The sequence below is a fragment of the Marinobacter sp. GH_1 genome (assembly GCF_048595985.1).
GTDB classification, from domain to species: domain Bacteria; phylum Pseudomonadota; class Gammaproteobacteria; order Pseudomonadales; family Oleiphilaceae; genus Marinobacter; species Marinobacter shengliensis.
In genome coordinates this window covers 429,425-450,148 of the sequence record NZ_CP184460.1, presented here as the reverse complement: position 1 = coordinate 450,148, position 20,724 = coordinate 429,425, and the positions used below count along the sequence as shown (strand labels likewise).

Genomic DNA, 20,724 nt, shown 5'->3' with positions numbered 1-20,724 from the left:
ACATGAAACCAACAACAAAACCGACAATACTGTCACGGTGCCTCGCAGCTGGTCTTGCTGCTGGCATGTTTGCCACTCAGGTGCAGGCAAACGAGGATGTTATTCAGAACTCCTTCTTTCCCTATGAGAACGAGGTTCCGAACCATGCGGGCCTCAATGTTGGCATGACCATCGACCAGTCCAACGTGGCCCAGTTCAAGGATGTCATCGACCCTGCCTTCTACACCTTTATCGAAAATGGCTGGACATCGATCACCGTAGGCGATACCACTTCTTTTGGCCTGAATGAAGGCTACGTAAATGCCACTCGTGATTCTCTGGGTAAGGTATCCCTGGGCGACCAGCTCGGTGAGATCAACGGATGGCAGGCTGGCAGACCATTCCCTGAGGAACCGGATGAAAGTGACCCCCGGGCCGGTGAAAAACTCGCATGGAACTATAAATATGGCTACAACTGGGGTGATAGTGCTGCCGTTTATCCGTTCTACTGGAAGTATCGGGATATGGATTCCGGCAAGGTGGAACGTACCATCAAGTTCAATTTCCATTTCCTGAACTTCAAGGGCCGAGTGAACCAGGAACCAGTACCAGAGATTACGCCAAACCCGTCTGACCTGTTCCGCGCTACCTACGTGCAAGCTTTGGATCCGGCTGATGTTCGCAACACCCAGCTGTTGATCCACCGCGCTTCCGACGACCTCAAGCGGGACAATTCATGGCTGTATCTGGGCTTCCAGCGTCGTGTACGCCGTCTGGCTACCGGTCAGGTTACCGATGCGTTCCTGGGTTCCGATCTGATGATCGAGGACTTTGAAGGTTATAACGGTCGCATTTCAGACATGAACTGGACCTATAAAGGGACCCGTCAAATGCTGATGCCCTTCTATAACCACAATGACATGAAGCTCGATACAGAGACTCACCAGGACGACGATGGCTACCAGGTTGTTGCCTTTGGTGGCCAGGGTGGCTGTTTCCCGGAAATCACCTGGCAGCTGCGTAAGGTTTACGAAGTAGAGGCTGTTCCTGTTGATGAAAGTCACCCATTGCAAAAAAGGGTGCACTACATGGACGCCCAGACCTTCACTATCCCGCGCACGGTGTCTTATGACCGCAAGGGCAGCATGTGGAAAACCTTCACCATTGGTCAGGCGCATCCGGACCATCACCTGCCCAAGAACAAGGGCAGCGGCGTGTCTATCGATGACAGCTTTACCATGATCGATGTACAGGCCAGCCATTGCACAACCGGACAGTTTAAAGGTCAGGTTGATCCGGAGCTCTCCAAGCCGCAGATGTTCAACGTCCAGCATATGCGCGCAACGGGAAGCTGATCTCTTCGTTGTTGTCGCTCTCTCTGGGCCCGCTCTTGCGGGCCCCTTTTTAATTTCAGAGCAGGCAAAAGAGATCACGGCATGAGCCTCTCCCGGGCTTGTGCACCTTACGGAGAATGTATCATGACAAAGACGGTCAACCAGACCTCCAACCATCCGATCACTGTCGTGATTTCACGTCGGGTTAGGAAAGGCGAGGAGTTCGCATTCGAGCAACTCAGCAGCCAAATGACCGAAAGAGCAGCCCACTTTCCGGGTTACCTCGGAGCTGCCATGTTCCGGCCGTCCTCACCGGATGATCCCGAATACCGGATTATATTCAAGTTTAGGGATCGAGAAACTCTGACCGCCTGGGAAGAGTCTCCGGAAAGAGCTGAGCTCCTTGAACAACTTGAAGCTTTGCTGGCAAAACCCAGTGAGCGTGAAGTGACTTCAGGAATCATCACCTGGTTTACCCTGCCCGGACAGAACCCGGTTAAACCGCCTCCCAAGTGGAAAATGACCATAGTCAGCTGGCTGGCGTTGTATCCTGCGGTTACGCTCGTTTTCGTGCTATTCGGTGACCTTCTGGCCCAGATCCCGCTGCTGCTGCGCACCATGGCAGTTACCATCGTAGTCATGTTGCTGATGAGCTATGTGCTGATGCCACGGATGACCCGCTGGTTTGCCTTCTGGCTGTTCCCGAAGAAGAACCGGGATGTCCGTTAACGGCGAGAAGGATCTTACCCGGCAATGACCAATCTGCCTGTTAACCGGTCTCAGTGGCTTGCGTTGGCCCTGATTCCGTTATTGTCTGCAGCGTTGCTGTTCAGCCCGGCAGCCGGTTGGTTCGATGGCCCCCAACGGCTCTCGGCGCTGCTGGTGATGGCCGGGCTTGTGCTGTTTGCCACAAGCGCGGTGCCGGAGTTTGTCACCGCCCTGCTGGTGCTGACCCTGGCCATGCTGTTGTCGCTGGCTCCGGCCGACGTGGTGTTTTCCGGGCTCACCTCGACCGCCTGCTGGCTGATTGTTTCCGGGCTGGTGATCGGCATTGCCATCTCGGAAACCGGCCTGGCCCAACGGGTGTCAGACCTGTTTACCCGGCACCTGGATGCCAGCTATACCCGGTTGATCGCCGGCATCGTGGTGATCGGTATTCTGCTGGGCTTTGTGATGCCCTCCTCGGTGGGGCGCATTGTGCTGTTTATTCCCATCGCCCTGACCATCGCCCACAGCTGTGGCTTTGAGCCTGGCAGCAATGGCCAGAAAGCCGCTGGCCTGGCGGCGGCCTTTGGCAGCCATCTGCCCACCTTTGCCATTCTGCCCGCCAATGTCCCGAACATGATCATGATTGGCTCTGCCGAGAAGATTCATGGCTGGAGCCCGATGTTCGGGGAATACCTGTTGCTGCACTTTCCGGTGCTGGGCATCCTCAAGGCTATCCTGCTGGTGGTTGTGTTGGTGCGGTTGTACCCGGACAACCCAAAGCCGGTTCCGCAAGCAGGATCAAGCCGGCCTTTCAATTTCAAGGAATCGCGGCTGATGGTAATACTTCTGGTGACCCTCGGGTTCTGGCTGACCGACACCTGGCACCAGATCTCCGCGGCGTGGATTGGCCTGGCGGCAGCGACCCTGCTGCTGATGCCCGGTGTTGGCATGATCTCTACACAGAGCTTCAACCAGAAAGTGAACATCAGCTCAATTCTGGTGGTGGCCGGCCTGCTGGGCATTGCCGGGCTGATCAACCATCAGAACATCAGCGGTATTCTGGGCGGCCACGTGCTGGGCTGGCTGCCATTGGAGCCGGGGCGGGATTTTGCCAACTTCCTTACCTTGTCACTCACGGCGACCGCGACCGGGATGGTCACCACCCTGGCGGGCATTCCGGCAACGCTCACCCCCCTGGCTGGCCCCATGAGCGAAATGACCGGCTTCAGCCTGGAAGCGGTGCTGATGACTCAGGTTCTGGGCTTCTCCACCATCATTTTTACCTACCAGTCCGTGCCCCTGATGATGGCCATGCCCCTGGCCGGCATCCCCATGGGCCATGCCGCCAGGTTGTGCCTGATACTGGCCGCCCTCACCATCGTGATTCTGTTTCCGCTGGATTACCTGTGGTGGAGGTGGCTGGGGTGGATCTGAGGCGACAGCGCGCCCCAGCCCCGGTTTTGGTTGTCCCTACAGGTGGTTCATCAGTGCCCGCAATTGTGCGTTATCGGGGTATTGTTGCAACAAGGCTTGGGTCACTTGCCGGGCTTTGTCCTTCTGGTCCAGCTGGAACAGCGCAACCGCGTACCGGTAGCCAAACAGCCACTGGCCGGGCACCAGTTGATGGGCCCGTTCCAGATCCGCCAGCGCCGCCGGGTAGTTTTGCAGGCGAATACGGATCAGCCCCCGCAGGTGAATCAGTTGGGGTTCATCAGGGCTGTGTTCCAGGGTTTGATCAATGGCCCGGACCGCTTCCAGGTTGCGGTCGCCGGCACGGAGAATATCGGTCAGCAGGATGGTGGCGGGCACGTAGCCTGGGTCTTTGCCCAGAGCACGGTTGAGCTGTTGCTCTGCCTTGTAGACATAATCCCCTGCCATCAGGTATCGGGCTTTGAGCACGCTGCCCGCGGGCAGGTCTGACTGCATATCAACGTAGTGCTCGTATTCCCTCTGAACTTCGCCCCAGCGCTCAGGGTCCGGCAGGGTGCCGGACCACACCATGGATTCAAAGGCCGCCAGCCTGACCGCCAGGGAGTCATCAGCCAGACCATTTTCAGCAAGCTCCCAGGACTGGCTCATGTCGCCGTGCCTGAGCACACGATAGGCGCTTTCGCGGATGACCGCATGATCGCTCTTTGCCAGGCTTGCCAGGACCGCCATGTGCCGGGCCACCAGCCCTTGCCCGTGCTGTTCCAGCAACGTTGCCCGGCGAATGGCAGGCTCATGATCATCGGCCAGATAGGCCAGAACCTCTGACAAGTTACGTTGCTGAACGTGATGCCAGGTATCCGGTTGGTAAAGATCCGGGTACCAGCTGCCGACGGTTTCCATTGACCAGGCGCGATCCTGGTTCGTGTGGCACGCCAGGCAAACATCCGGGCTGCCGGATGCCTTGGACACATCAGGCCGGGGCACCATGAAGCTGTGCTCCCGCCGGTTGTCGATCCTCATAAACGAGGCTTCGGGCATGTGGCAACTGACGCACTGCGCACCCGCGCTGTTACGCGGATGGTGATGATGATCCGGGGTATCGTAGTCACCGGCGTTGTGGCACTGGGCGCAGACACCGTTGCCCTCCATCTTCAGGTTGCCGCTATGGGGGTTGTGGCAATCCGAGCAGACAACTCCAGCCAGGAACATCTTGGGAGACTCTGAATAAGTCTCCTTAGAGTTCTCCGGCCTACAATGAGGCAAACGGAGAACGACATGAAGAAATCACGGTACTGAATATGTATGTCTTCCGGAATCTCACCGAAGTCCGGCAACTAACCGAATCGTGGATGGCCGAATACAACGACGAACGCCCCCACGATTCACTGGAAGATCTGACGCCATGGGAATATCTGGCGAAACACCAACGGGCGGACAACTCTAAGCAGCGGTGCAACTAAAACAGGGATGTTTACACACCACTGCCGATCACTAAATTGTCCGTTTCATAATCCATCAGTTTTCCCTTCATTTTTCTATTGATGATGGTTCTAGGGTTGTTGGCAGAGAGGCCGTGTTCGTTTTAGGAAAGGTTGCTGCGTGCATTCTGCAGCTGAAAGTCCGACTAAAAATGCTTTTTAGGAGCTGCTCCATGCTCTCGGGGTAGGGCTTCCGGGAGGCTACAATTATTATTCAGATATGAATTATTGCCACTCCTAACTACTATGTGCGATTTTTAATCAACCGCATAATCACAAGATGGCATAAGCACTAGTTTGAAAGAACTCGAATTGAACTCTTCAGGCAAAGGAAGCCGTCTGGAGAGGATAAATTTCGCCATTCTGCGGAGGGGAAATTATCTCTGGTAGGGCGCAGCACGAATGTTCGCTTTTGTTTAGAAGCGGGAGAAAAATATTCTGGCCAAAATCTGCGTAGCGCTACTCACCCAATTTCCCCCTAAAAACTCTAACGTTTTTACTTTCCAAGATTGCCGAGAGCCGGCGATTTTCGAGTTCAAGAGTCGCGTTTTTCGAAGCAAGTTCGTTGCGCTGCTCGGTCAAATCTACGATTTTTTCCCGAAGTTGACGATTCTTGAAACGCTCTTCCTTGAGTTTCTCCTGCTTCTCATCACGCTGTCTCTGGATCGCCTTGTTGGAATTGCCCCGGATGCGCTCCAGCAAGTCTGGGTAGTCTTTGTGGATCAAGGCACGACTGACTCCGGCCTCTTCGGCAACAGCGGCCACCGAGACTTTCCTGCCCTTCTCAACGACCTTGGGCTGGTCTTTTTCCAACCGAACAATGGCCAGCCGAATACGCTTGTGAGTGTCTGATTCAGATGGCTTCGACATCGGCCACTTGCTCCTTGAGGCGATTGATGTCTACACCGAGATCCGTTAAAACCCTTTCGCAGCGTTCCATGGTGCGCTCGACGGTCTTTGATCCTGAGTCGTCCAGATCATCGATCTGGCGTAGCTCAATCTGTTGCATGTAAAGTCCTTCCCAGAAAGGCTTGTGACTATCATCAATACAACCGTGCTCGCAATCTTCGCATTGGCCACCCGCACAATCCACGCCGGTATCGTTGGTACACCAGGCAATGCCGGTGGACCGCAGGTAAACCAGTTCGCTGATGGCCTCAATCATCTCTTTCCGATCTTTGTAGGTACGCACTTCTTCCGAGCGGTTTCGCATTTGGCGAATATGACCGGCCATGCCACCTGAAAGAGGCGTATCAGGCTCCAACCAGTGACCGACAATGGCCTGGCGCTTGCCGTCAAAGGCAGCGTAGATTTCGTCGTAGAGCTCAAGATCCTGGGCCTCGTTCATTGCGTACAGGATGGTCATATCCAGGCTCCAGTGCTTGAAGTGATCCCTTAAATAGCGAAGATCGCCTAGCTTGTGATGGACGACATAGTTAGCAAACGTGCGCCGGAACTGATGGGAAGCAAGTTCCCAATCTATCCCGAGGTCCTTCGTAAACTTCCCGAGCCTTCTATACAGAGCAATTCCACTGAGCAGGTGGATGCTGTTTCTCTTACCCGGCACTTTAGTGAGCCCAATGCAGCCAGAGCAATGCTGGAGGCGCGTAACTTCCTTGAGATCTCCCGCTGCTTTGGCCTCTTGCAACACCTGCTCAAGCTCATCCTGCAAGGGCTCCGAAAGCCGCTCCAGTACCTTGACCGCCTGAATCGCGATTTCGGGACACAGCCATGAGGTCTTGCCCGCATGGGTTTTATCAGATCGTGAGCCGAGGAAGTAGAACCGCTTACCATCCCGTATCTCACTGTACCACTCGCCTCGACGGATATTGCCGAGTTCATGGGCTCGTATGCCGGTCGTGGCCAGAATGATCACGAAGCAGCCGTCACGCAAGTCGCGCAGCGTTTTGCCCAGTACCCGTAGTCCCAGATCCCAGCCTCGGGTTTTCAAAAATTCGACCTGATCTTCCCATTGATCGCAATGATTTTTCGAGCGCGACTGAAAGCAGGCTAGGGTGTCCCGGTGCTGCAACAATTCGTCGGCTCGATTGAGCAGAGATTCAGCGTGCTGGAACAGCTTTCGAAGAATATAATCGGGAATGATATCGGTCTTAGCCTTGTTTGATCTCTTATGTCCGGCCAGCGCATAGGCAGAGCTTTCAGGCCAGGGATGATCAAAACCGCAAAGCGTATCTCGCAGGAATTGCCAGCACTGTTCGACAGCCGATAACTTATGCAACTTCGTCTGGCCGGCCAACAGCTTCCCTGGCCTCGTCGAAGAAGTAAGGCTGTTGACGTATTGCACATAGCGCGCAGCTACCAGGGGAGTGACCTTCACCTGAGTGTTGATGCCCTGATCGTGTAACCAGTTAAGCCAACAAGCCAAGTCTTCGAAAAAAATCTTGATCGAGCTATTACTCAGCGCCTTCTCCCCCCAGATTTTGCGTGCCACGGCGATCTTTGCTTCGCATCGCAGTTTCTCGCCGGTGATCCGAGTAAAATCCAGTTTTCGAGCGTTGTCCCTGACGGAGTCGGGGCTGTTAGATTTGGGCAACCACCACTCGGGGTCCTGGTATCGGGAGAGCACGTACAGCACCTTGTCGGCTCGATCCGTGGTGATAATGCCGTGGAGTCCTTCACTACGGGGCAGAGCCCGTAGCAGACGTTCACGGTCGGCCAGTACCTCTGCGCCGGTAATCTCGATCATATCGCCATCCTCGCCATGCTCAGGTCCCGCCAGAACGGATGCGGCTGGTATTTGGCCCTCTCCCGCTGTTTGCTCACAAAGACTGCATCAAAGTGTGGTGCAATCTCTTCGTCGATAAGTCGAATGACTTGCTTGAGGTATTTGGCCCAGCGCTTGCCACCAAAAGTGTCGTAGTTGCGCAGGGCTGCCCAGTAGAAGCTGAACAGGCGATGAAGGTCATCGCCAGTCACCACAAAGCTCTTGCATCGGAAGCAGCCCAAGTAGTCTTGACAGGGCTCTCCGTCTTTCGGGGCGCGGTGACCTCGGCGGACATCCTGACAGGATGCAACGGGGGTTCGATCGCTGGCAATGATCGTCGGCGTGCTGAGCAATTCTTCCACTCGGGCCTCGCCTAAGAAACGCATGTTGGTTTCCGCTTCTGGTGGTGCTTCCCAGTAGTGGGCATTGCCAGTTTCCACGGCATGTCGCCCTGTTCTGGCCGTCATCAGAGGGTCTTGGCCCGACATTTCCCAAACGCGGTTCAGCAGCGTCTGACGCAGCCGGCTGACATTCAACGTGAGCGGCTTGCCATCGTCCGTTTGAAGCTGGTGCTGGTCAACGAATGCGTTGATGTTGTACTTCAATAGTGAGCTCGTAAGTCGGCGTGGTTTGTCCACGTACTTGCCACGAGTTCCCTTGTAAACCAGCAGCCGATTTGGGTCGTCAAACTGGGCGCGTGTCGTGGCGTTCCTCGTAACGATCAGATCAATGGCATTAGCCGCATAGAGATGGATACTGGCCATCTCAGACACTTCCTCAGACTTTCTGAGGGCAACCACATGCGTGGCGTTACCTCGGCGCTTAAAGCTCACTAGCAGCCTTAGGTTGGATTTGAGCGGGTGAGGCTGCACGCAGTCCGTGGTCAGCTCCAGAATGGGCGTCAGATTCATTCCGGTAGACAGCGCGATGGACAAGACGCAGACGGACAAATCATAGCCAGTCAGCGGCTCTGAGTGGGCCACAATCCGCTCCATCTCAATGCGCAGCGCTTTGATCAGAAACCGCTTCTCATTCTTGCTGAGCACCTTCTGACTTTTCACTCGCTTGTTGGAATTCGGAAACGGATTGGCAGGCCAGGCGGTCTTCATATCCGCCTCTGGCCAGAGCCCGAACCGATGGCAGGCCCTGAGTAGCGATTTGGTGGCGCTGAAGCAGCCCTTTTGCCCAGTGTATTCAAGCGGCTCGTTTCTCAGGTATTGAATAAATCGCTTGATCGTCTCGGCGTTGAGATCCGCCATGGTCAGCCGTTCACCGCTAGCGGCATGGAATAACGACAGAAAGGGCGCAAAGTAACGAAAGCCGTTGCTCCAGTAACCCGCAATCGTGGAAACACTGAGGGATTTGCCCTTCGTCTTGACGCTCTCGGCAACCAGCTTTTCGAGGGTGCGCTGACACGCAGCGGTAATTTCGTCAAAGCCCTGACCGTAAAACGGCCCGAAGTCGGCGTTTCTGATGCCTCTTGTGTTTTCGGGAAGGGCGACCAACGTATTCTCTGACTCTGAGGATCGCGGTGCATCGCTGGAGTCGGTCGTTTCTCTGTTCGCCCTCTCACCAGCCTCCTGAACCTTAAAGTCACCCTCTAACGTGAAATCCTTTTTCATGCGCAGGCCGCCTCCTTCGCCGTTTCCTCAATTTCCTCCTGGTAACTCGTGCGCAAGTCGTCTTCGATGTCGTCGAGGAAATGCAGGTATTTTTCAGTGGTCGTTATGCTGCTGTGGCCGAGGCGATCTCGGACATAGATCAACGGATTGAACGTGGTGCTCTTCCGTGACATCAGTGATTTCAGGGTATGCGTCGCGTAGGTGTGACGCAGTATGTGAGGATGGCAGTCGAACGAAAGTTCCAATCTGTTCAGTTGATTGTTGAGCGAAGTTCGAATGCTCCAGGGAGTGCCCTTGGCGGTTACAAAGAGGGTTTTTGGGTCTGTCCCGTGTTTTCGGATCGTTTCGTGACGCTCGTGAATGACGTAATCCCAGAGATCCGCCATCAATGATATCGGCACATGGATCGTCCGTGGTTTGTCTCCCTTGGTGCTCATCTCTTGGGGATCAAGTTCAACCACCACATGACTTCGAGCCGAGATCGACTGGGGCGCAGATATGTAGTGAACTGGAATTGTCAGCAGCTCCTCTTTACGCAAACCCGTCAGCAACGCCAACCGAACGATCAATCGGAGAGTTTTGTTCTTGATGGTTCTCAGCAGCTCATCAACCTGCTCTTTGTTGAGGACTTTGATCTTGGTTGGCGTGGTTTTCAGCAGCACATCAGGCTTTACAGCATACCCCCCGGACGTGTCTGTGTGTGCCAGAAAACCCTTTGTCTGCCGGACTCTCACCGTTTCAAGGTCATACGGCAATGTGCTTACCCAACCTTGTTTGAGGGCAAACTGATAAAACTTGATCACGAGGTGAAGTCGTCGGTTTACCGTGGAGGCGCTGAGGTTAAATCGATCAAAGGAAACGTCGCGATACAGGGCTAACAGGGTTTCGTGGTTTCGGTGATCAAGCTCTCTCCAATCAAACCCATTGGCTTCAATGAACTCGAAATAATCACACAGATCCCTTCCAAACGTTTCCCAGCTACGTCGGCTTTGCACACTTCCACGTTTTAAGCAGTGATGAACGAGAAATTCCATTCCTTCGACAAACACATCATGATTGGCTTTGAGAAGAATCGGGAACCCTTCATAGGAATGACCCCTGATTTCAAACTCTGGCGTAGCAAGAAGGAATTCCACCCTCGGACCTCCAATACTGTATTTTTATTCAGTATAAAGGAGTGGTTTAAGACTGCAACAGGAGGGTTACATTTTCCGTGGGACAAAACATGGTCTATCTTTCCTGCTGACAGCCCGGCATTATCACGCCGGCAATGGATAAGTGAAAATTTGCCGCAGTATAGCATTCCGACCCCGGTTAAGGAGACACCCCTGGCAACCGACAAAGGCATCAAAGAAAAGGATACCGCAGACTTCTACGTGCCCGATCTTTGCCGGGTACGGGCGGTGTTCCTGCTGCTGGTCACCAGTGAGCTTTTTGTCCTGGTGTTGTCCATTGTGCAGGCCGAGCGCGGCTGGATAGACTGGAACTACTTCGGCTTGCTGTCCCTGTTCGTGCAGTGGACCACCCTCACCAGTGCCGCACTGATCTGCCTGCTGCGGCCATGGCTGGCGCAAATGAGCGTCGCCCGCGCCACCCTCGCTATTGTGTTCATCGTGCTGCTGGATGTGCTGGCTTTCAGCCTGTTTGCCGATAACGTCTTGCACCCACAACCGGGTGTTGCGCTATGGCAGGGCATTGCCAAGAAACTGTTGGTGGCGCTGCTGATCGTGCTGATGGTGCTGCGCTACTTCTACCTGCAACACCAGTGGCAACAGCAGCGTGAGGCCGAAATGCAGGCCCGGCTGACCTCGCTGCAGGCCAGGATCCAGCCTCATTTTCTGTTCAACAGCATGAACACCATTGCCAGCCTGATTGCCAGTAATCCGGAACAGGCCGAGGAGGCAGTGCTGGATCTGTCCGAGCTGTTCCGGGCCAGCCTGCGCACCGATGATCAACTGGTACCGCTCAGCCGCGAACTGGAGCTGTGTCAGCGCTATCTGGCCATTGAAGCCCTGCGCCTGGGAGACCGGTTAACGCTGGACTGGGATATACAGCCGGGTCTGGAGCAACAGGCCATTCCTCCGCTGACCTTGCAACCGCTGGTAGAGAACGCCATCTACCACGGCATTCAGCCCAGACCCGAAGGGGGCACAGTGCGGATCGAGGTTTACGGCAAAGGCCATTTTGTATACTTGATGGTCCAGAACCCGAAACCGGAGTCCAGCAGCCGTCAGCACCAGGGCAACCAGGTGGCCCTTGTTAACATCCAGGCCAGGCTCCAGGCTTTGTTCGGCGAGCCAGCGGTTCTCAAACACAGCCATCAACACAACATCTACACCGTTACCCTCAGGCTGCCCGCAAGGACGGCAAGCTGACAAAACAGACCAGGCGACCGCAGGAGCACCATGAACCAACAACCGCAGCGCATTCTGATTGCAGACGACGAACCCCTGGCCCGGCAGCGCATTCAGCGCCTGGTGGAGGAGCTGCCGGATTACCGGGTGTGCGGTGAAGCGAGCGATGGCGACGACGCCCTGCGCAAGGTGGCCGAACTGGAACCGGATATCCTGCTGATGGACATTCGCATGCCGGGCATGGACGGCATGGAAGCGGCGCACCAGCTGAGCCAGCTCACCAACCCGCCGGCGTTGATTTTCTGTACTGCCTACGACCACTATGCCATCCAGGCATTTGAGGTTCGCGCCATCGCCTACCTGCTCAAACCGGTGCGACGGGAGGCACTGGCAGACGCCCTGGCACGGGCAGGAAAGGTCAACCGGGTTCAGCTCCAGGCCCTGACCCACAACAGCGACCTGACCACCGAACAGGTTGCCGTGCGCACCCACCGGGGAACAGAGCTGATTGATCTTGCCGACATCCGCTACTGCGAAGCGGACCAGAAATACGTGACCCTGCACCACAGCCGGGGCGAAACGGTCTGTGATTACACCCTGAAAGAACTGGAACAGGCGTATCCGGAAAAACTGTTGCGCATTCACCGGCATACCCTGGTCGGCGTGCGTTTCATCCAGGCCCTGCGGCGCAACAACGACGGCCAGAGCATGCTGGCACTGAACGACTCAGACACGCTGCTACCGGTCAGCCGCCGCCATGCCAGCCATGTCAGGCAGTGGTTGCAGGAGCACCAACCCTCCCCCTGACGGGGTACAGGGCCGTCTACGGCGGGACTTTTTCGCTGTCACAAGGTAACCTTGGGGCACATTTTTCCCTACGACTGTGAGTGCCATGTCAACACGAACCCTTCGCATTGCAACCCGCAGCAGCGCCCTGGCGTTGTGGCAGGCGGAATTCATCAAATCCGAACTGGAAAGGCTGCACGATCACATCACCGTGGAGTTGGTGAAGATTAAAACCCAGGGCGACAAGATTCTGGACGTGCCCCTGGCCAAGATTGGTGGCAAGGGCCTGTTTGTGAAGGAGTTGGAAGAAGCCATGCTGGACGGCCGGGCCGACCTTGCGGTGCATTCCATGAAAGACGTGCCCATGGAATTCCCGGAGGGCCTTGGCCTGGTGGCTATCTGTGAGCGCGAAGACCCGACCGATGCGTTTATCAGCAATCAGTACGGAAATCTGGACCAACTGCCCCAGGGTGCCGTGGTTGGCACCTCAAGTCTGCGCCGCGAAACCCAGCTCAGGGCCAACCGCCCGGACCTGGAAATCAAGATGCTGCGAGGCAACGTCAACACCCGACTGGCCAAGCTGGATGCCGGCGAATACGACGCCATTGTTCTGGCCAGCTCTGGCCTCAAGCGCCTGGGCTTCCACGACCGGATACGCTACTGCATGCCGGATACTGTCTCGCTTCCGGCCGTCGGCCAGGGCGCGTTGGGTATTGAATGCCGCATCGATGACAGCGAGCTGCGGGCATTGCTGGCACCACTGAATCACGACGATACTTCTGACCGGGTGAAAGCAGAAAGGGCCCTGAACCGGCGCCTCGAAGGGGGTTGCCAGGTTCCCATTGCCGCCTATGCCCTGCTGGAAGATGACAACACATTGTGGCTGCGTGGGCTGGTGGGTGCGGTCGACGGTACTGAGATTTTCCGGGTAGAAGGCCGCGCGCCCCGCGCCGAAGGCGAACGCCTGGGCCGGGAACTGGCGGAACAACTGCTGGCGATGGGTGCCGACAAGGTACTGGCTGAGATCTATGGCCACACCCCAAGCTGATCGGAATAGCCAGGCCCTGCCCGTGCAGGGCCGGCGCATACTGATTTGCCGGCCGGAGCCCGAAGCCAGCCGCCTGGCACAGGCTTTTCAGGCCGCCGGCGCCGAGGTTCGCCGGATGCCCCTGATGGCCAGGGAACCGCTGCCTGACACACCAGAGCGCCGGTCGACCCTTCAGAATCTGGACCACTTCGCTCACATCATTGCCGTCAGCCCCTACGCCGCCAGCTTGCTGCTTGATGAGATCAATCACTGGTGGCCTCAGGTGCCCATGGGCATCCAGTGGTATGGCGTGGGTGCCGGCACCGCCGCGGTTTTCGCCCACCACGGTCTGAGCCCGAACAAGCCAGACAATGGCTGGACCAGTGAAGCTCTGCTGGCCCTTCCGGGTTTGCAGAGTCTAAACCACGAAAAAGTGCTACTGGCACGCGGAGAAGACGGCCGCGAGCTGATCCGGCAGACCCTGGAGCAACGAGGTGCCCGTGTAACGGTTCTGCCGCTGTACCGACGCTTCCGGCCGTACTATGCTGCCAACGACTTAGAAGACAATTTCGCTGCGTTCCGGCCGGAGGTGATTATTGCGCTTTCCGGTGAAACCCTGAACAATCTGGTAGAGGCCAGCAGCGCCTTCCTGGCGACCCTGAACAATGCGCTGCTGGTGGTTCCAGCAGAACGAGTCTCGGAGCAGGCCCGCAAGGCCGGCTTCAGGAACGTACTGGTTCCGGACGGCCTGGCTGATCAGGATCTGGTGACCAGTGTGGCTTCCTGGTTGATGCAGGAGGCCGGTGACAACGGTAAACCAAGTAAGGATGCCCGTGACTGAAACAACAAAGCAACTGCCCGCTCCGGTTAATCCGGCCAATCCCGCCCGCGTGCGCCTGTGGCCAGTATGGCTGATTGCCATTCTCGCGCTGATGATCGCCCTGGCCCTGGCGTTCTGGAACTGGCAACAATGGCAAACCCACAAAACCACCATGCTGGTCATCCAGGAATTGCGCCAGGATACGGCACAACTGGAAGACCGTTATGGCAGCCGTGGCAGCGAGCAGAGCCAGCGCCTTCAGTCACTGGAGAATAACCTTTCAGCCCAGCGCGAGCTGATCGCCACCCAGCAGCGACAGATTGACCACAACGCCCGGGAACTGCTTGAGGCCGGGAATCGTACCCGTACCGACTGGCTGCTGGCCGAGGCAGAATACCTGCTGCGCATCGCCAACCAGCGCCTGTTGATTGAGAAAGATATCCGGGGCGCCCTGTCGGCCCTGGAATCCGCGGATGAGGTTCTGCGGGAATCTGATGACATCGGGGTTTACCCGGTTCGCCAGCAGCTGGCCCGGGAAATTCTGTCACTACGCGGTATTCAGGGCGTCGACCGTACCGGGCTGTACCTGAAACTGGAAGCCGCCATCGCCAGCATCCACGACCTGACCGACCAGGCCCTGATTCACGACCAGGCTCCGGGCTTCCGGATGACCGAAGACCCTGACGCCCCGACCGATGGCCGCAACATGTTCGTCCGTGGCTGGAACCGTTTTCTCGACACCCTGAAACAGGTGGTCGTGGTACGTCGTCTGGACGAGCCCGTCAAACCGCTGTTGTCGCCGGACCAGAGTGCCTGGGCTCGCCTTAACCTTCAGTTGATGCTGGAAGAGGCGGAAATGGCCGTGCTTCGGGGCAACCAGCCTTTGTACGAACGGGCCCTTAACAAGGCCATCACCACCGTCAATGACTGGTACGATGAGACCAACCCGGCCATCCAGGGACTGGCCGATACGCTGACGGAACTGGCGGACCGCAATGTGGACCCAACCCTGCCGGATATCAGCCAGTCTCTCGGCTTGCTGAAAGAGCGGCTGGCCGGTCGGCTGGCGACCGGTAATGATGACGCTCCCGAAACCGAACGCGGGGGCAATGACTCATGATCCGGCTTCTGCTGCTCCTGCTGGTCGCGCTGCTGGTTGGCACCGCATTATCCCTGGGGCTGACCTATGATCTGGGCTATATTCGCATCAGCCTGGGCCACTACCTGATTGAAACCAATTTCTGGGTGGGCCTCGGGCTGGTGATTCTGCTGGTGGTGCTGGCGGTTTCTCTGCTCAATACCCTGCGGCACCTTCGCCAGGGCACCGGCATGATGGCGGGCTGGGTATCCCGGGGCAATGAGCGCCGGGCGCGGCGCCGCACCACCCAGGGTCTACTGGCACTGGCCGAGGGCAACTGGCCGCGAGCCCGCAAGCTGCTGGCCACCTCGGCAGACAAAGCCGACACACCGCTGATCAACTACCTTGCTGCCGCCCAGGCGGCCTTTGAAACCGGTGACCACGAAGCGGTGGATGAGCTGCTGCGCAAAGCCTATGACAGCACCCCTGGCTCCAGCATGGCGGTAGGGCTAACCCAGGCCCAGCTGCAACTGGCAGGCAATCGGCTGGAGCAGGCCCTGGCCACCCTGCTGCGCCTTCGCAAGGAGTCCCCCCATCATCCGTTTGTGCTGAAGCTACTGAAGAACACCTACCTGCGCCTGGAAGACTGGCGTGAGCTGTCCCGGTTGATACCGGAGCTTCGCAAGCGGGATGTATTGCCAGGCAAAGAGCTGGACGAGCTTGAACGGCAGGTATGGCATAACCTGCTGGAAAGGGCCGCAGAAGACACCCAGAAGCTGCGCAAAGACAACCCGGAGGCGTCTCTGGAACCGCTCACCCGGCTATGGGACGAACTGCCCGGCTTTGTGCGCCGGGACGAATACACCATCCGGGATTACGCCAGCCTGCTGGCCAGGCTGGGTGACGAAGCCCAGGCCGAAACCCTGTTGCGCAAGGTGCTGAGAAACCACTGGAGCGATGAGCTCATCAACCTGTATGGGCGGATCAAGGGCAACCAGCCCGAAGAGCAACTGCTGATTGCCGAACAGTGGCTGAAAGACCGTCCCAATAATGCGGAGCTGTTGCTGGCCCTGGGCCGCCTCAGCCTGCGTAACGAGCTCTGGGGCAAGGCAAAAGAGTATTTCCAGACCAGCCTGCACCTGCGCCGTAGCCGGGAAACCCTGGCCGAGTTAAGCCGGCTGAATGCTCACATGGGTGAAGAGGAAGCCAGCATCAAGCTGCTGATGCAGGGCCTGGAAAGCGATAACAGCCTGCCAGACCTGCCGATGCCAAGGGCCTGACACCGGAACCCAAAAGGCCGGATGGTTACCATCCGGCCTTTTCGTTTCACCACGGCGGCGTTCACTCCCGCGGAGCGTATTCCAACACATCCGAAAAGAACGCCTGCTTTGGTAACCCTTCAGCCATCAGCGCATCCATCAGGGTGTAGACCATTGCTGGCGAGCCACTGGCATGCACTTCCACATTTTGCCAGTCTGCCCCGGATGCCAGCACGGCACCCACCAACTGATCGTGATGGCCACCCCAATCGTTGTCCTCGTCGTCACCGACCACCGGGAAGAAGCTGAACGGTGGCCAGTCGTCATGCCATTGCTGGGCCAGCGACCGCAGGTACATATCCTCGTGCTTGCGCACCCCCCAGTACAATTTGACCGGGTGCTGGAAACGGGTTTCCTGCAGGAATTCACACAGGCTTTTCATCTGTGCAAAACCGGTGCCTGCCGCCACCATCAGCACCGGTTTGTCCGGCGCGGCTGCCAGGCATGCCTTGCCATGGGGCAACTCCACGGTGACATCCTGCCCGGAGGTCAGGGCATCAATCACCTTCTGGGCAGACACCCAGTCTGGCGAGGCCTGGATGTGCAACTCGATATTGGCGGCCGACGGACTGCTGGCAATCGAAAAATAGCAGGGCTCGGCGCCTGGAAGATTCACCGACAGATACTGGCCGGCGTGAAAGGCCACCTCGCGGCGCTTCGGCAACTGTAATTCAACCCGATACACATCGTGACTGATGGAGCGCACGCCCACCACTTTCGCCAGGTATTGCCGGGGTTGATGATTTCCTGATGCCATAACGGCGGGTATCTCCAGTTTCAGATCAGTCAGCGCCAAGGCTCGACACATCATTAAACGCTCACCGACCGTGATTAGTTTCTGATTACGGGTATTCAGTGCCTGGCCGGACACCAGCCGGGCCTCACAGATTTCACAAACGCCATTTCTGCAGGCGGCCGGCACCTGAATACCGGATTCAGCAGCGGCCAGCAGCAAGTCCGTATCGTCCGCCACCTGAAAACTCAGGCCGGATGGCTGAAGCCGAATCCAATGCATCCGGCTGCTCCTGTCAATCGGGGCGGGCGGCGGGAATTTCAATGCCGAGGCTGTCCCACATGTCGTCCACCCGCTGCTTGACCTCATCGGTCATGGTGATCGCGGTGCCCCACTCCCGATCGGTTTCACCGGGCCATTTGTTGGTGGCATCCAGGCCCATTTTTGAACCCAAGCCAGACACCGGCGAGGCGAAGTCGAGATAGTCGATCGGTGTATTCTCCACCATCGTGGTGTCCCGAACCGGATCCATCCGGGTGGTCATGGCCCAGATCACATCTTCCCAGCTGCGGGCGTTCACGTCGTCATCGGTGACAATCACGAACTTGGTGTACATGAACTGCCGCAGGAACGACCATACGCCCATCATCACCCGTTTGGCATGGCCCGGATACTGTTTTTTCATGGTAACGATGGCCAGCCGATAGGAGCAGCCTTCCGGCGGCAGGTAGAAATCCACGATCTCCGGGAACTGCTTCTGCAGGATCGGAATAAACACTTCGTTCAACGCGACCCCGAGCACCGCCGGCTCATCGGGCGGCCGGCCGGTGTAGGTGCTGTGGTAAATCGGATCTCGGCGGTGCGTGATTCGCTCCACGGTAAACACCGGAAAATGGTCTACTTCGTTGTAGTATCCGGTATGGTCCCCGAACGGTCCCTCGGGAGCCATGTCATCCGGGTAGATAAACCCTTCCAGCACAATTTCGGCACTGGCCGGCACCTGCAGGTCACTCAGACCAGCCTTTACCAGCTCGGTACGGGCACCCCGTAACAGCCCGGCGAAGGCGTACTCGGACAAGGAATCCGGCACCGGGGTAACGGCGCCGAGAATGGTCGCCGGGTCCCCGCCCAGGGCCACCGCCACCGGGTAGGGCTTGTCCGGGTTGGCCCGGCGGAATTCCTGGTAGTCCAACGCCCCGCCCCGATGGCTGAGCCAGCGCATGATCAACCGGTTGCGGCCAATCACCTGCTGCCGATAGATACCCAGATTCTGGCGCTCTTTATTGGGCCCACGGGTGATCACTAACGGCCAGGTTACCAGCGGGCCAGCGTCACCGGGCCAGCAGTGCTGCACCGGAATCTGGTACAGGTCGACCTGGTCTTTGTCGATCACCACATCCTGGCAGGGTGCCGAGCGGAGCACTTTCGGACTCATGCGCATCACTTGCTTGAAGATCGGCAATTTTTCGATGGCATCCTTGAAGCCCTTGGGGGGATCCGGCTCTTTCAGGAACGCCAGCAGTTTGCCAACCTCCCGCAACGCCGCCACGTCTTCCTGGCCCATGCCCAGGGCCACCCGCTTGGGGGTGCCGAACAGGTTGGCCAGCACGGGCATGTCGTAGCCTTTCGGGTTTTCAAACAACAACGCCGGCCCACCGGCCCGCAGTGTGCGGTCGCAGATTTCGGTCATTTCCAGGTGGGGGTCGACTTCTACGCTGATGCGTTTCAGCTCACCCAGCTTTTCCAGCTGACTGATGAAGTCTCTGAGGTCGTTGTATTTCATGGTGTGCTCCGTTTCTGTTTACGGTACTACGGAGTTCGGGCTTTTCCGGACTGCCCTTGTGTTTAGCCTTTTTATTTTTTAGTTCGGAGTTTGAACAAGGCCGGGAGAGGAAGTCAAAACGGAAAACGGTGGTTTTCCTGATGGTTTTGACTCCCTCTCCCGGCCTTGTTCTTTGAACTTTGGGGGGGGGACGCCCCAAGATCAGACGCGCATAAAAACCAATATCAACGACGCTTCATGGACTGGAAGAACTCGTCGTTGGTTTTGGTATCACGCAGCTTGTCGAGCAGGAACTCCAGTGCACCGGTGTCGTCGTCCATGGAGTGCAGCAGCTTGCGCAGAATCCACACGCGCTGGATGTCTGCTTCGCTCATCAGCAGGTCTTCACGGCGTGTGCCGGAACGACGGATGTTGATGGCCGGGTAGACACGCTTCTCGGCAATCTTGCGGTCCAGGTGCACTTCCATGTTACCGGTGCCCTTGAACTCCTCGTAGATAACCTCGTCCATCTTGGAACCGGTATCCACCAGCGCGGTCGCCAGGATGGTCAGGCTGCCGCCCTCTTCCACATTCCGGGCCGCACCGAAGAAGCGTTTGGGCTTTTCCAGGGCATGGGCGTCAACACCACCGGTGAGCACCTTGCCGGACGACGGAATCACCGTGTTGTAGGCACGGGCCAGGCGGGTGATGGAGTCCAGCAGGATGATGACATCTTTCTTGTGCTCGACCAGGCGCTTGGCCTTCTCGATCACCATTTCCGCTACCTGCACGTGACGGGCCGGCGGCTCATCGAAGGTGGAGGCTACAACCTCGCCGCGCACGGTACGCTGCATTTCAGTCACTTCTTCCGGGCGCTCGTCAATCAGCAGCACCATCAGGTGACATTCCGGGTTGTTGCGGGCGATGGACTGGGCGATGCCCTGCATCAGCAGCGTTTTACCAGCCTTGGGTGGGGACACGATCAGGCCACGCTGGCCTTTACCGATCGGGGCTACCAGGTCGAGCACCCGAGACGAGAGGTCTTCGGTACTGCCGTTGCCCACTTCCAGGGTCAATCGCTCCTGGGGGAACAACGGGGTCAGGTTTTCAAACAGAATCTTGTTGCGGGCGTTGTCCGGCTTGTCGAAGTTAATCTCGTTAACTTTCAGCAGGGCGAAGTAACGCTCACCATCCTTGGGAGGACGGATTTTACCAGAGACGGTATCGCCGGTACGCAGGTTGAAACGGCGAATCTGGCTGGGTGAAACATAGATATCGTCCGGGCCTGCCAGGTAGGAGGCGTCGCCGGAGCGAAGGAAGCCGAAACCGTCCTGCAGAATTTCCAGTACGCCGTCGCCGTAGATGTCTTCGCCGCTCTTGGCGTGTTTCTTCAGGATGGTGAAGATAACATCCTGTTTGCGCGAGCGAGCCAGGTTGTCCAGGCCCATTTCTTGCGCGATATCGAGCAATTCGGGCACAGATTTCTGCTTGAGTTCAGTAAGATTCATAATTTGTAGGATTGTCAGGAATGGAAGTAAACGACTGTTGGAATGACAGGGGTGCCCCTG

General features: G+C 57.2%; 17 protein-coding genes and 1 pseudogene. 10 read left to right on the top strand and 8 right to left on the bottom strand.

Annotation, left to right across the window (positions count from 1 at the left end):
* Nucleotides 1-2 precede the first annotated feature (2 nt).
* From ACNSOI_RS02060 to ACNSOI_RS02050, 3 genes are all read left to right on the top strand, one after another.
* Nucleotides 3-1,334 (top strand): DUF1329 domain-containing protein, encoded by a 1,332-nt coding sequence (locus tag ACNSOI_RS02060; protein ID WP_273134295.1) that lies wholly within the window; start codon nucleotides 3-5, stop codon nucleotides 1,332-1,334.
* A gap of 123 nt (nucleotides 1,335-1,457) precedes the next feature.
* Nucleotides 1,458-2,042, top strand: a complete 585-nt coding sequence (locus ACNSOI_RS02055) for an antibiotic biosynthesis monooxygenase (protein WP_420195015.1) — start codon at nucleotides 1,458-1,460, stop codon at nucleotides 2,040-2,042.
* A gap of 24 nt (nucleotides 2,043-2,066) precedes the next feature.
* The gene (locus tag ACNSOI_RS02050) at nucleotides 2,067-3,455 is read left to right on the top strand and encodes an SLC13 family permease (protein WP_176282942.1); all 1,389 of its coding nucleotides are present in this window, start codon (nucleotides 2,067-2,069) and stop codon (nucleotides 3,453-3,455) included.
* A 36-nt stretch (nucleotides 3,456-3,491) separates the two neighbouring features.
* Here ACNSOI_RS02050 and ACNSOI_RS02045 read toward each other — a convergent pair whose 3' ends face one another.
* On the bottom strand, nucleotides 3,492-4,661 hold the full coding sequence (locus ACNSOI_RS02045; protein WP_273157874.1) for a tetratricopeptide repeat protein: 1,170 nt from the start codon (nucleotides 4,659-4,661) through the stop codon (nucleotides 3,492-3,494).
* An 80-nt stretch (nucleotides 4,662-4,741) separates the two neighbouring features.
* On the opposite strand from ACNSOI_RS02045, the pseudogene ACNSOI_RS02040 reads away from it, so the two are divergent.
* Nucleotides 4,742-4,912: pseudogene (locus ACNSOI_RS02040) on the top strand (integrase core domain-containing protein); the annotation flags it as partial.
* Nucleotides 4,913-5,389: 477 nt separating this feature from the next.
* Here ACNSOI_RS02040 and ACNSOI_RS02035 read toward each other — a convergent pair.
* From ACNSOI_RS02035 to ACNSOI_RS02020, 4 genes are read right to left on the bottom strand one after another with little or no spacing between them, the layout of a single operon-like run.
* On the bottom strand, nucleotides 5,390-5,800 hold the full coding sequence (locus tag ACNSOI_RS02035; protein WP_420195014.1) for a TetR family transcriptional regulator: 411 nt from the start codon (nucleotides 5,798-5,800) through the stop codon (nucleotides 5,390-5,392).
* Complete coding sequence (locus ACNSOI_RS02030) at nucleotides 5,784-7,637, bottom strand: hypothetical protein (RefSeq protein WP_420195013.1); 1,854 nt, start codon at nucleotides 7,635-7,637, stop codon at nucleotides 5,784-5,786. Before ACNSOI_RS02030 ends, ACNSOI_RS02035 begins: the two co-directional genes overlap by 17 nt.
* Entirely contained in the window at nucleotides 7,634-9,277 is a 1,644-nt protein-coding gene (locus ACNSOI_RS02025) for a hypothetical protein (RefSeq protein ID WP_420195012.1), read from the bottom strand. The genes ACNSOI_RS02030 and ACNSOI_RS02025 overlap by 4 nt, the downstream gene beginning before the upstream one ends.
* Nucleotides 9,274-10,413, bottom strand: coding sequence for a tyrosine-type recombinase/integrase (locus ACNSOI_RS02020; protein WP_420195011.1), 1,140 nt, complete (start codon nucleotides 10,411-10,413; stop codon nucleotides 9,274-9,276). Before ACNSOI_RS02020 ends, ACNSOI_RS02025 begins: the two co-directional genes overlap by 4 nt.
* Before the next feature lie 150 nt (nucleotides 10,414-10,563).
* Between ACNSOI_RS02020 and ACNSOI_RS02015 the strand changes: the two genes are divergently transcribed.
* The 6 genes from ACNSOI_RS02015 to ACNSOI_RS01990 all read left to right on the top strand — a co-directional run bounded on the left by ACNSOI_RS02015 (nucleotide 10,564) and on the right by ACNSOI_RS01990 (nucleotide 16,622).
* On the top strand, nucleotides 10,564-11,652 hold the full coding sequence (locus ACNSOI_RS02015) for a sensor histidine kinase (RefSeq protein ID WP_374786382.1): 1,089 nt from the start codon (nucleotides 10,564-10,566) through the stop codon (nucleotides 11,650-11,652).
* 30 nt (nucleotides 11,653-11,682) lie between these two features.
* The gene (locus ACNSOI_RS02010) at nucleotides 11,683-12,438 is read left to right on the top strand and encodes a LytR/AlgR family response regulator transcription factor (protein WP_420195010.1); all 756 of its coding nucleotides are present in this window, start codon (nucleotides 11,683-11,685) and stop codon (nucleotides 12,436-12,438) included.
* An 85-nt stretch (nucleotides 12,439-12,523) separates the two neighbouring features.
* The gene (gene hemC, locus ACNSOI_RS02005; RefSeq protein ID WP_420195009.1) at nucleotides 12,524-13,465 is read left to right on the top strand and encodes a hydroxymethylbilane synthase; all 942 of its coding nucleotides are present in this window, start codon (nucleotides 12,524-12,526) and stop codon (nucleotides 13,463-13,465) included.
* Nucleotides 13,446-14,285, top strand: coding sequence for a uroporphyrinogen-III synthase (locus tag ACNSOI_RS02000; protein ID WP_420195008.1), 840 nt, complete (start codon nucleotides 13,446-13,448; stop codon nucleotides 14,283-14,285). The genes hemC and ACNSOI_RS02000 overlap by 20 nt, the downstream gene beginning before the upstream one ends.
* Nucleotides 14,272-15,384, top strand: coding sequence for a uroporphyrinogen-III C-methyltransferase (locus tag ACNSOI_RS01995; RefSeq protein WP_420195007.1), 1,113 nt, complete (start codon nucleotides 14,272-14,274; stop codon nucleotides 15,382-15,384). Before ACNSOI_RS02000 ends, ACNSOI_RS01995 begins: the two co-directional genes overlap by 14 nt.
* Nucleotides 15,381-16,622 (top strand): heme biosynthesis HemY N-terminal domain-containing protein, encoded by a 1,242-nt coding sequence (locus tag ACNSOI_RS01990; RefSeq protein ID WP_420195006.1) that lies wholly within the window; start codon nucleotides 15,381-15,383, stop codon nucleotides 16,620-16,622. The genes ACNSOI_RS01995 and ACNSOI_RS01990 overlap by 4 nt, the downstream gene beginning before the upstream one ends.
* Nucleotides 16,623-16,683: 61 nt before the next feature.
* Here ACNSOI_RS01990 and ACNSOI_RS01985 read toward each other — a convergent pair whose 3' ends face one another.
* The 3 genes from ACNSOI_RS01985 to rho all read right to left on the bottom strand — a co-directional run bounded on the left by ACNSOI_RS01985 (nucleotide 16,684) and on the right by rho (nucleotide 20,664).
* Entirely contained in the window at nucleotides 16,684-17,676 is a 993-nt protein-coding gene (locus ACNSOI_RS01985) for a 2Fe-2S iron-sulfur cluster-binding protein (RefSeq protein WP_420195005.1), read from the bottom strand.
* Nucleotides 17,677-17,689: 13 nt separating this feature from the next.
* The gene (ubiD, locus tag ACNSOI_RS01980) at nucleotides 17,690-19,177 is read right to left on the bottom strand and encodes a 4-hydroxy-3-polyprenylbenzoate decarboxylase (RefSeq protein WP_420195004.1); all 1,488 of its coding nucleotides are present in this window, start codon (nucleotides 19,175-19,177) and stop codon (nucleotides 17,690-17,692) included.
* A 224-nt stretch (nucleotides 19,178-19,401) separates the two neighbouring features.
* On the bottom strand, nucleotides 19,402-20,664 hold the full coding sequence (rho, locus tag ACNSOI_RS01975) for a transcription termination factor Rho (protein WP_058091947.1): 1,263 nt from the start codon (nucleotides 20,662-20,664) through the stop codon (nucleotides 19,402-19,404).
* Nucleotides 20,665-20,724 lie beyond the last annotated feature (60 nt).

What these genes read in the sequence shown, in the direction of transcription:
- ACNSOI_RS01990 (WP_420195006.1), top strand. Translation starts at nt 15,381, where the DNA reads ATGATCCGGCTTCTGCTGCTCCTGCTGGTCGCGCTGCTGGTTGGCACC.
- ACNSOI_RS02050 (WP_176282942.1), top strand. Translation starts at nt 2,067, where the DNA reads ATGACCAATCTGCCTGTTAACCGGTCTCAGTGGCTTGCGTTGGCCCTG.
- rho (WP_058091947.1), bottom strand. Translation starts at nt 20,664, where the DNA reads ATGAATCTTACTGAACTCAAGCAGAAATCTGTGCCCGAATTGCTCGAT.
- ACNSOI_RS02000 (WP_420195008.1), top strand. Translation starts at nt 13,446, where the DNA reads ATGGCCACACCCCAAGCTGATCGGAATAGCCAGGCCCTGCCCGTGCAG.
- ACNSOI_RS02010 (WP_420195010.1), top strand. Translation starts at nt 11,683, where the DNA reads ATGAACCAACAACCGCAGCGCATTCTGATTGCAGACGACGAACCCCTG.
- ACNSOI_RS02025 (WP_420195012.1), bottom strand. Translation starts at nt 9,277, where the DNA reads ATGAAAAAGGATTTCACGTTAGAGGGTGACTTTAAGGTTCAGGAGGCT.
- ACNSOI_RS01995 (WP_420195007.1), top strand. Translation starts at nt 14,272, where the DNA reads ATGCCCGTGACTGAAACAACAAAGCAACTGCCCGCTCCGGTTAATCCG.
- hemC (WP_420195009.1), top strand. Translation starts at nt 12,524, where the DNA reads ATGTCAACACGAACCCTTCGCATTGCAACCCGCAGCAGCGCCCTGGCG.
- ACNSOI_RS02045 (WP_273157874.1), bottom strand. Translation starts at nt 4,661, where the DNA reads ATGTTCCTGGCTGGAGTTGTCTGCTCGGATTGCCACAACCCCCATAGC.
- ACNSOI_RS02030 (WP_420195013.1), bottom strand. Translation starts at nt 7,637, where the DNA reads ATGATCGAGATTACCGGCGCAGAGGTACTGGCCGACCGTGAACGTCTG.
- ubiD (WP_420195004.1), bottom strand. Translation starts at nt 19,177, where the DNA reads ATGAAATACAACGACCTCAGAGACTTCATCAGTCAGCTGGAAAAGCTG.
- ACNSOI_RS02060 (WP_273134295.1), top strand. Translation starts at nt 3, where the DNA reads ATGAAACCAACAACAAAACCGACAATACTGTCACGGTGCCTCGCAGCT.
- ACNSOI_RS01985 (WP_420195005.1), bottom strand. Translation starts at nt 17,676, where the DNA reads ATGCATTGGATTCGGCTTCAGCCATCCGGCCTGAGTTTTCAGGTGGCG.
- ACNSOI_RS02055 (WP_420195015.1), top strand. Translation starts at nt 1,458, where the DNA reads ATGACAAAGACGGTCAACCAGACCTCCAACCATCCGATCACTGTCGTG.
- ACNSOI_RS02035 (WP_420195014.1), bottom strand. Translation starts at nt 5,800, where the DNA reads ATGTCGAAGCCATCTGAATCAGACACTCACAAGCGTATTCGGCTGGCC.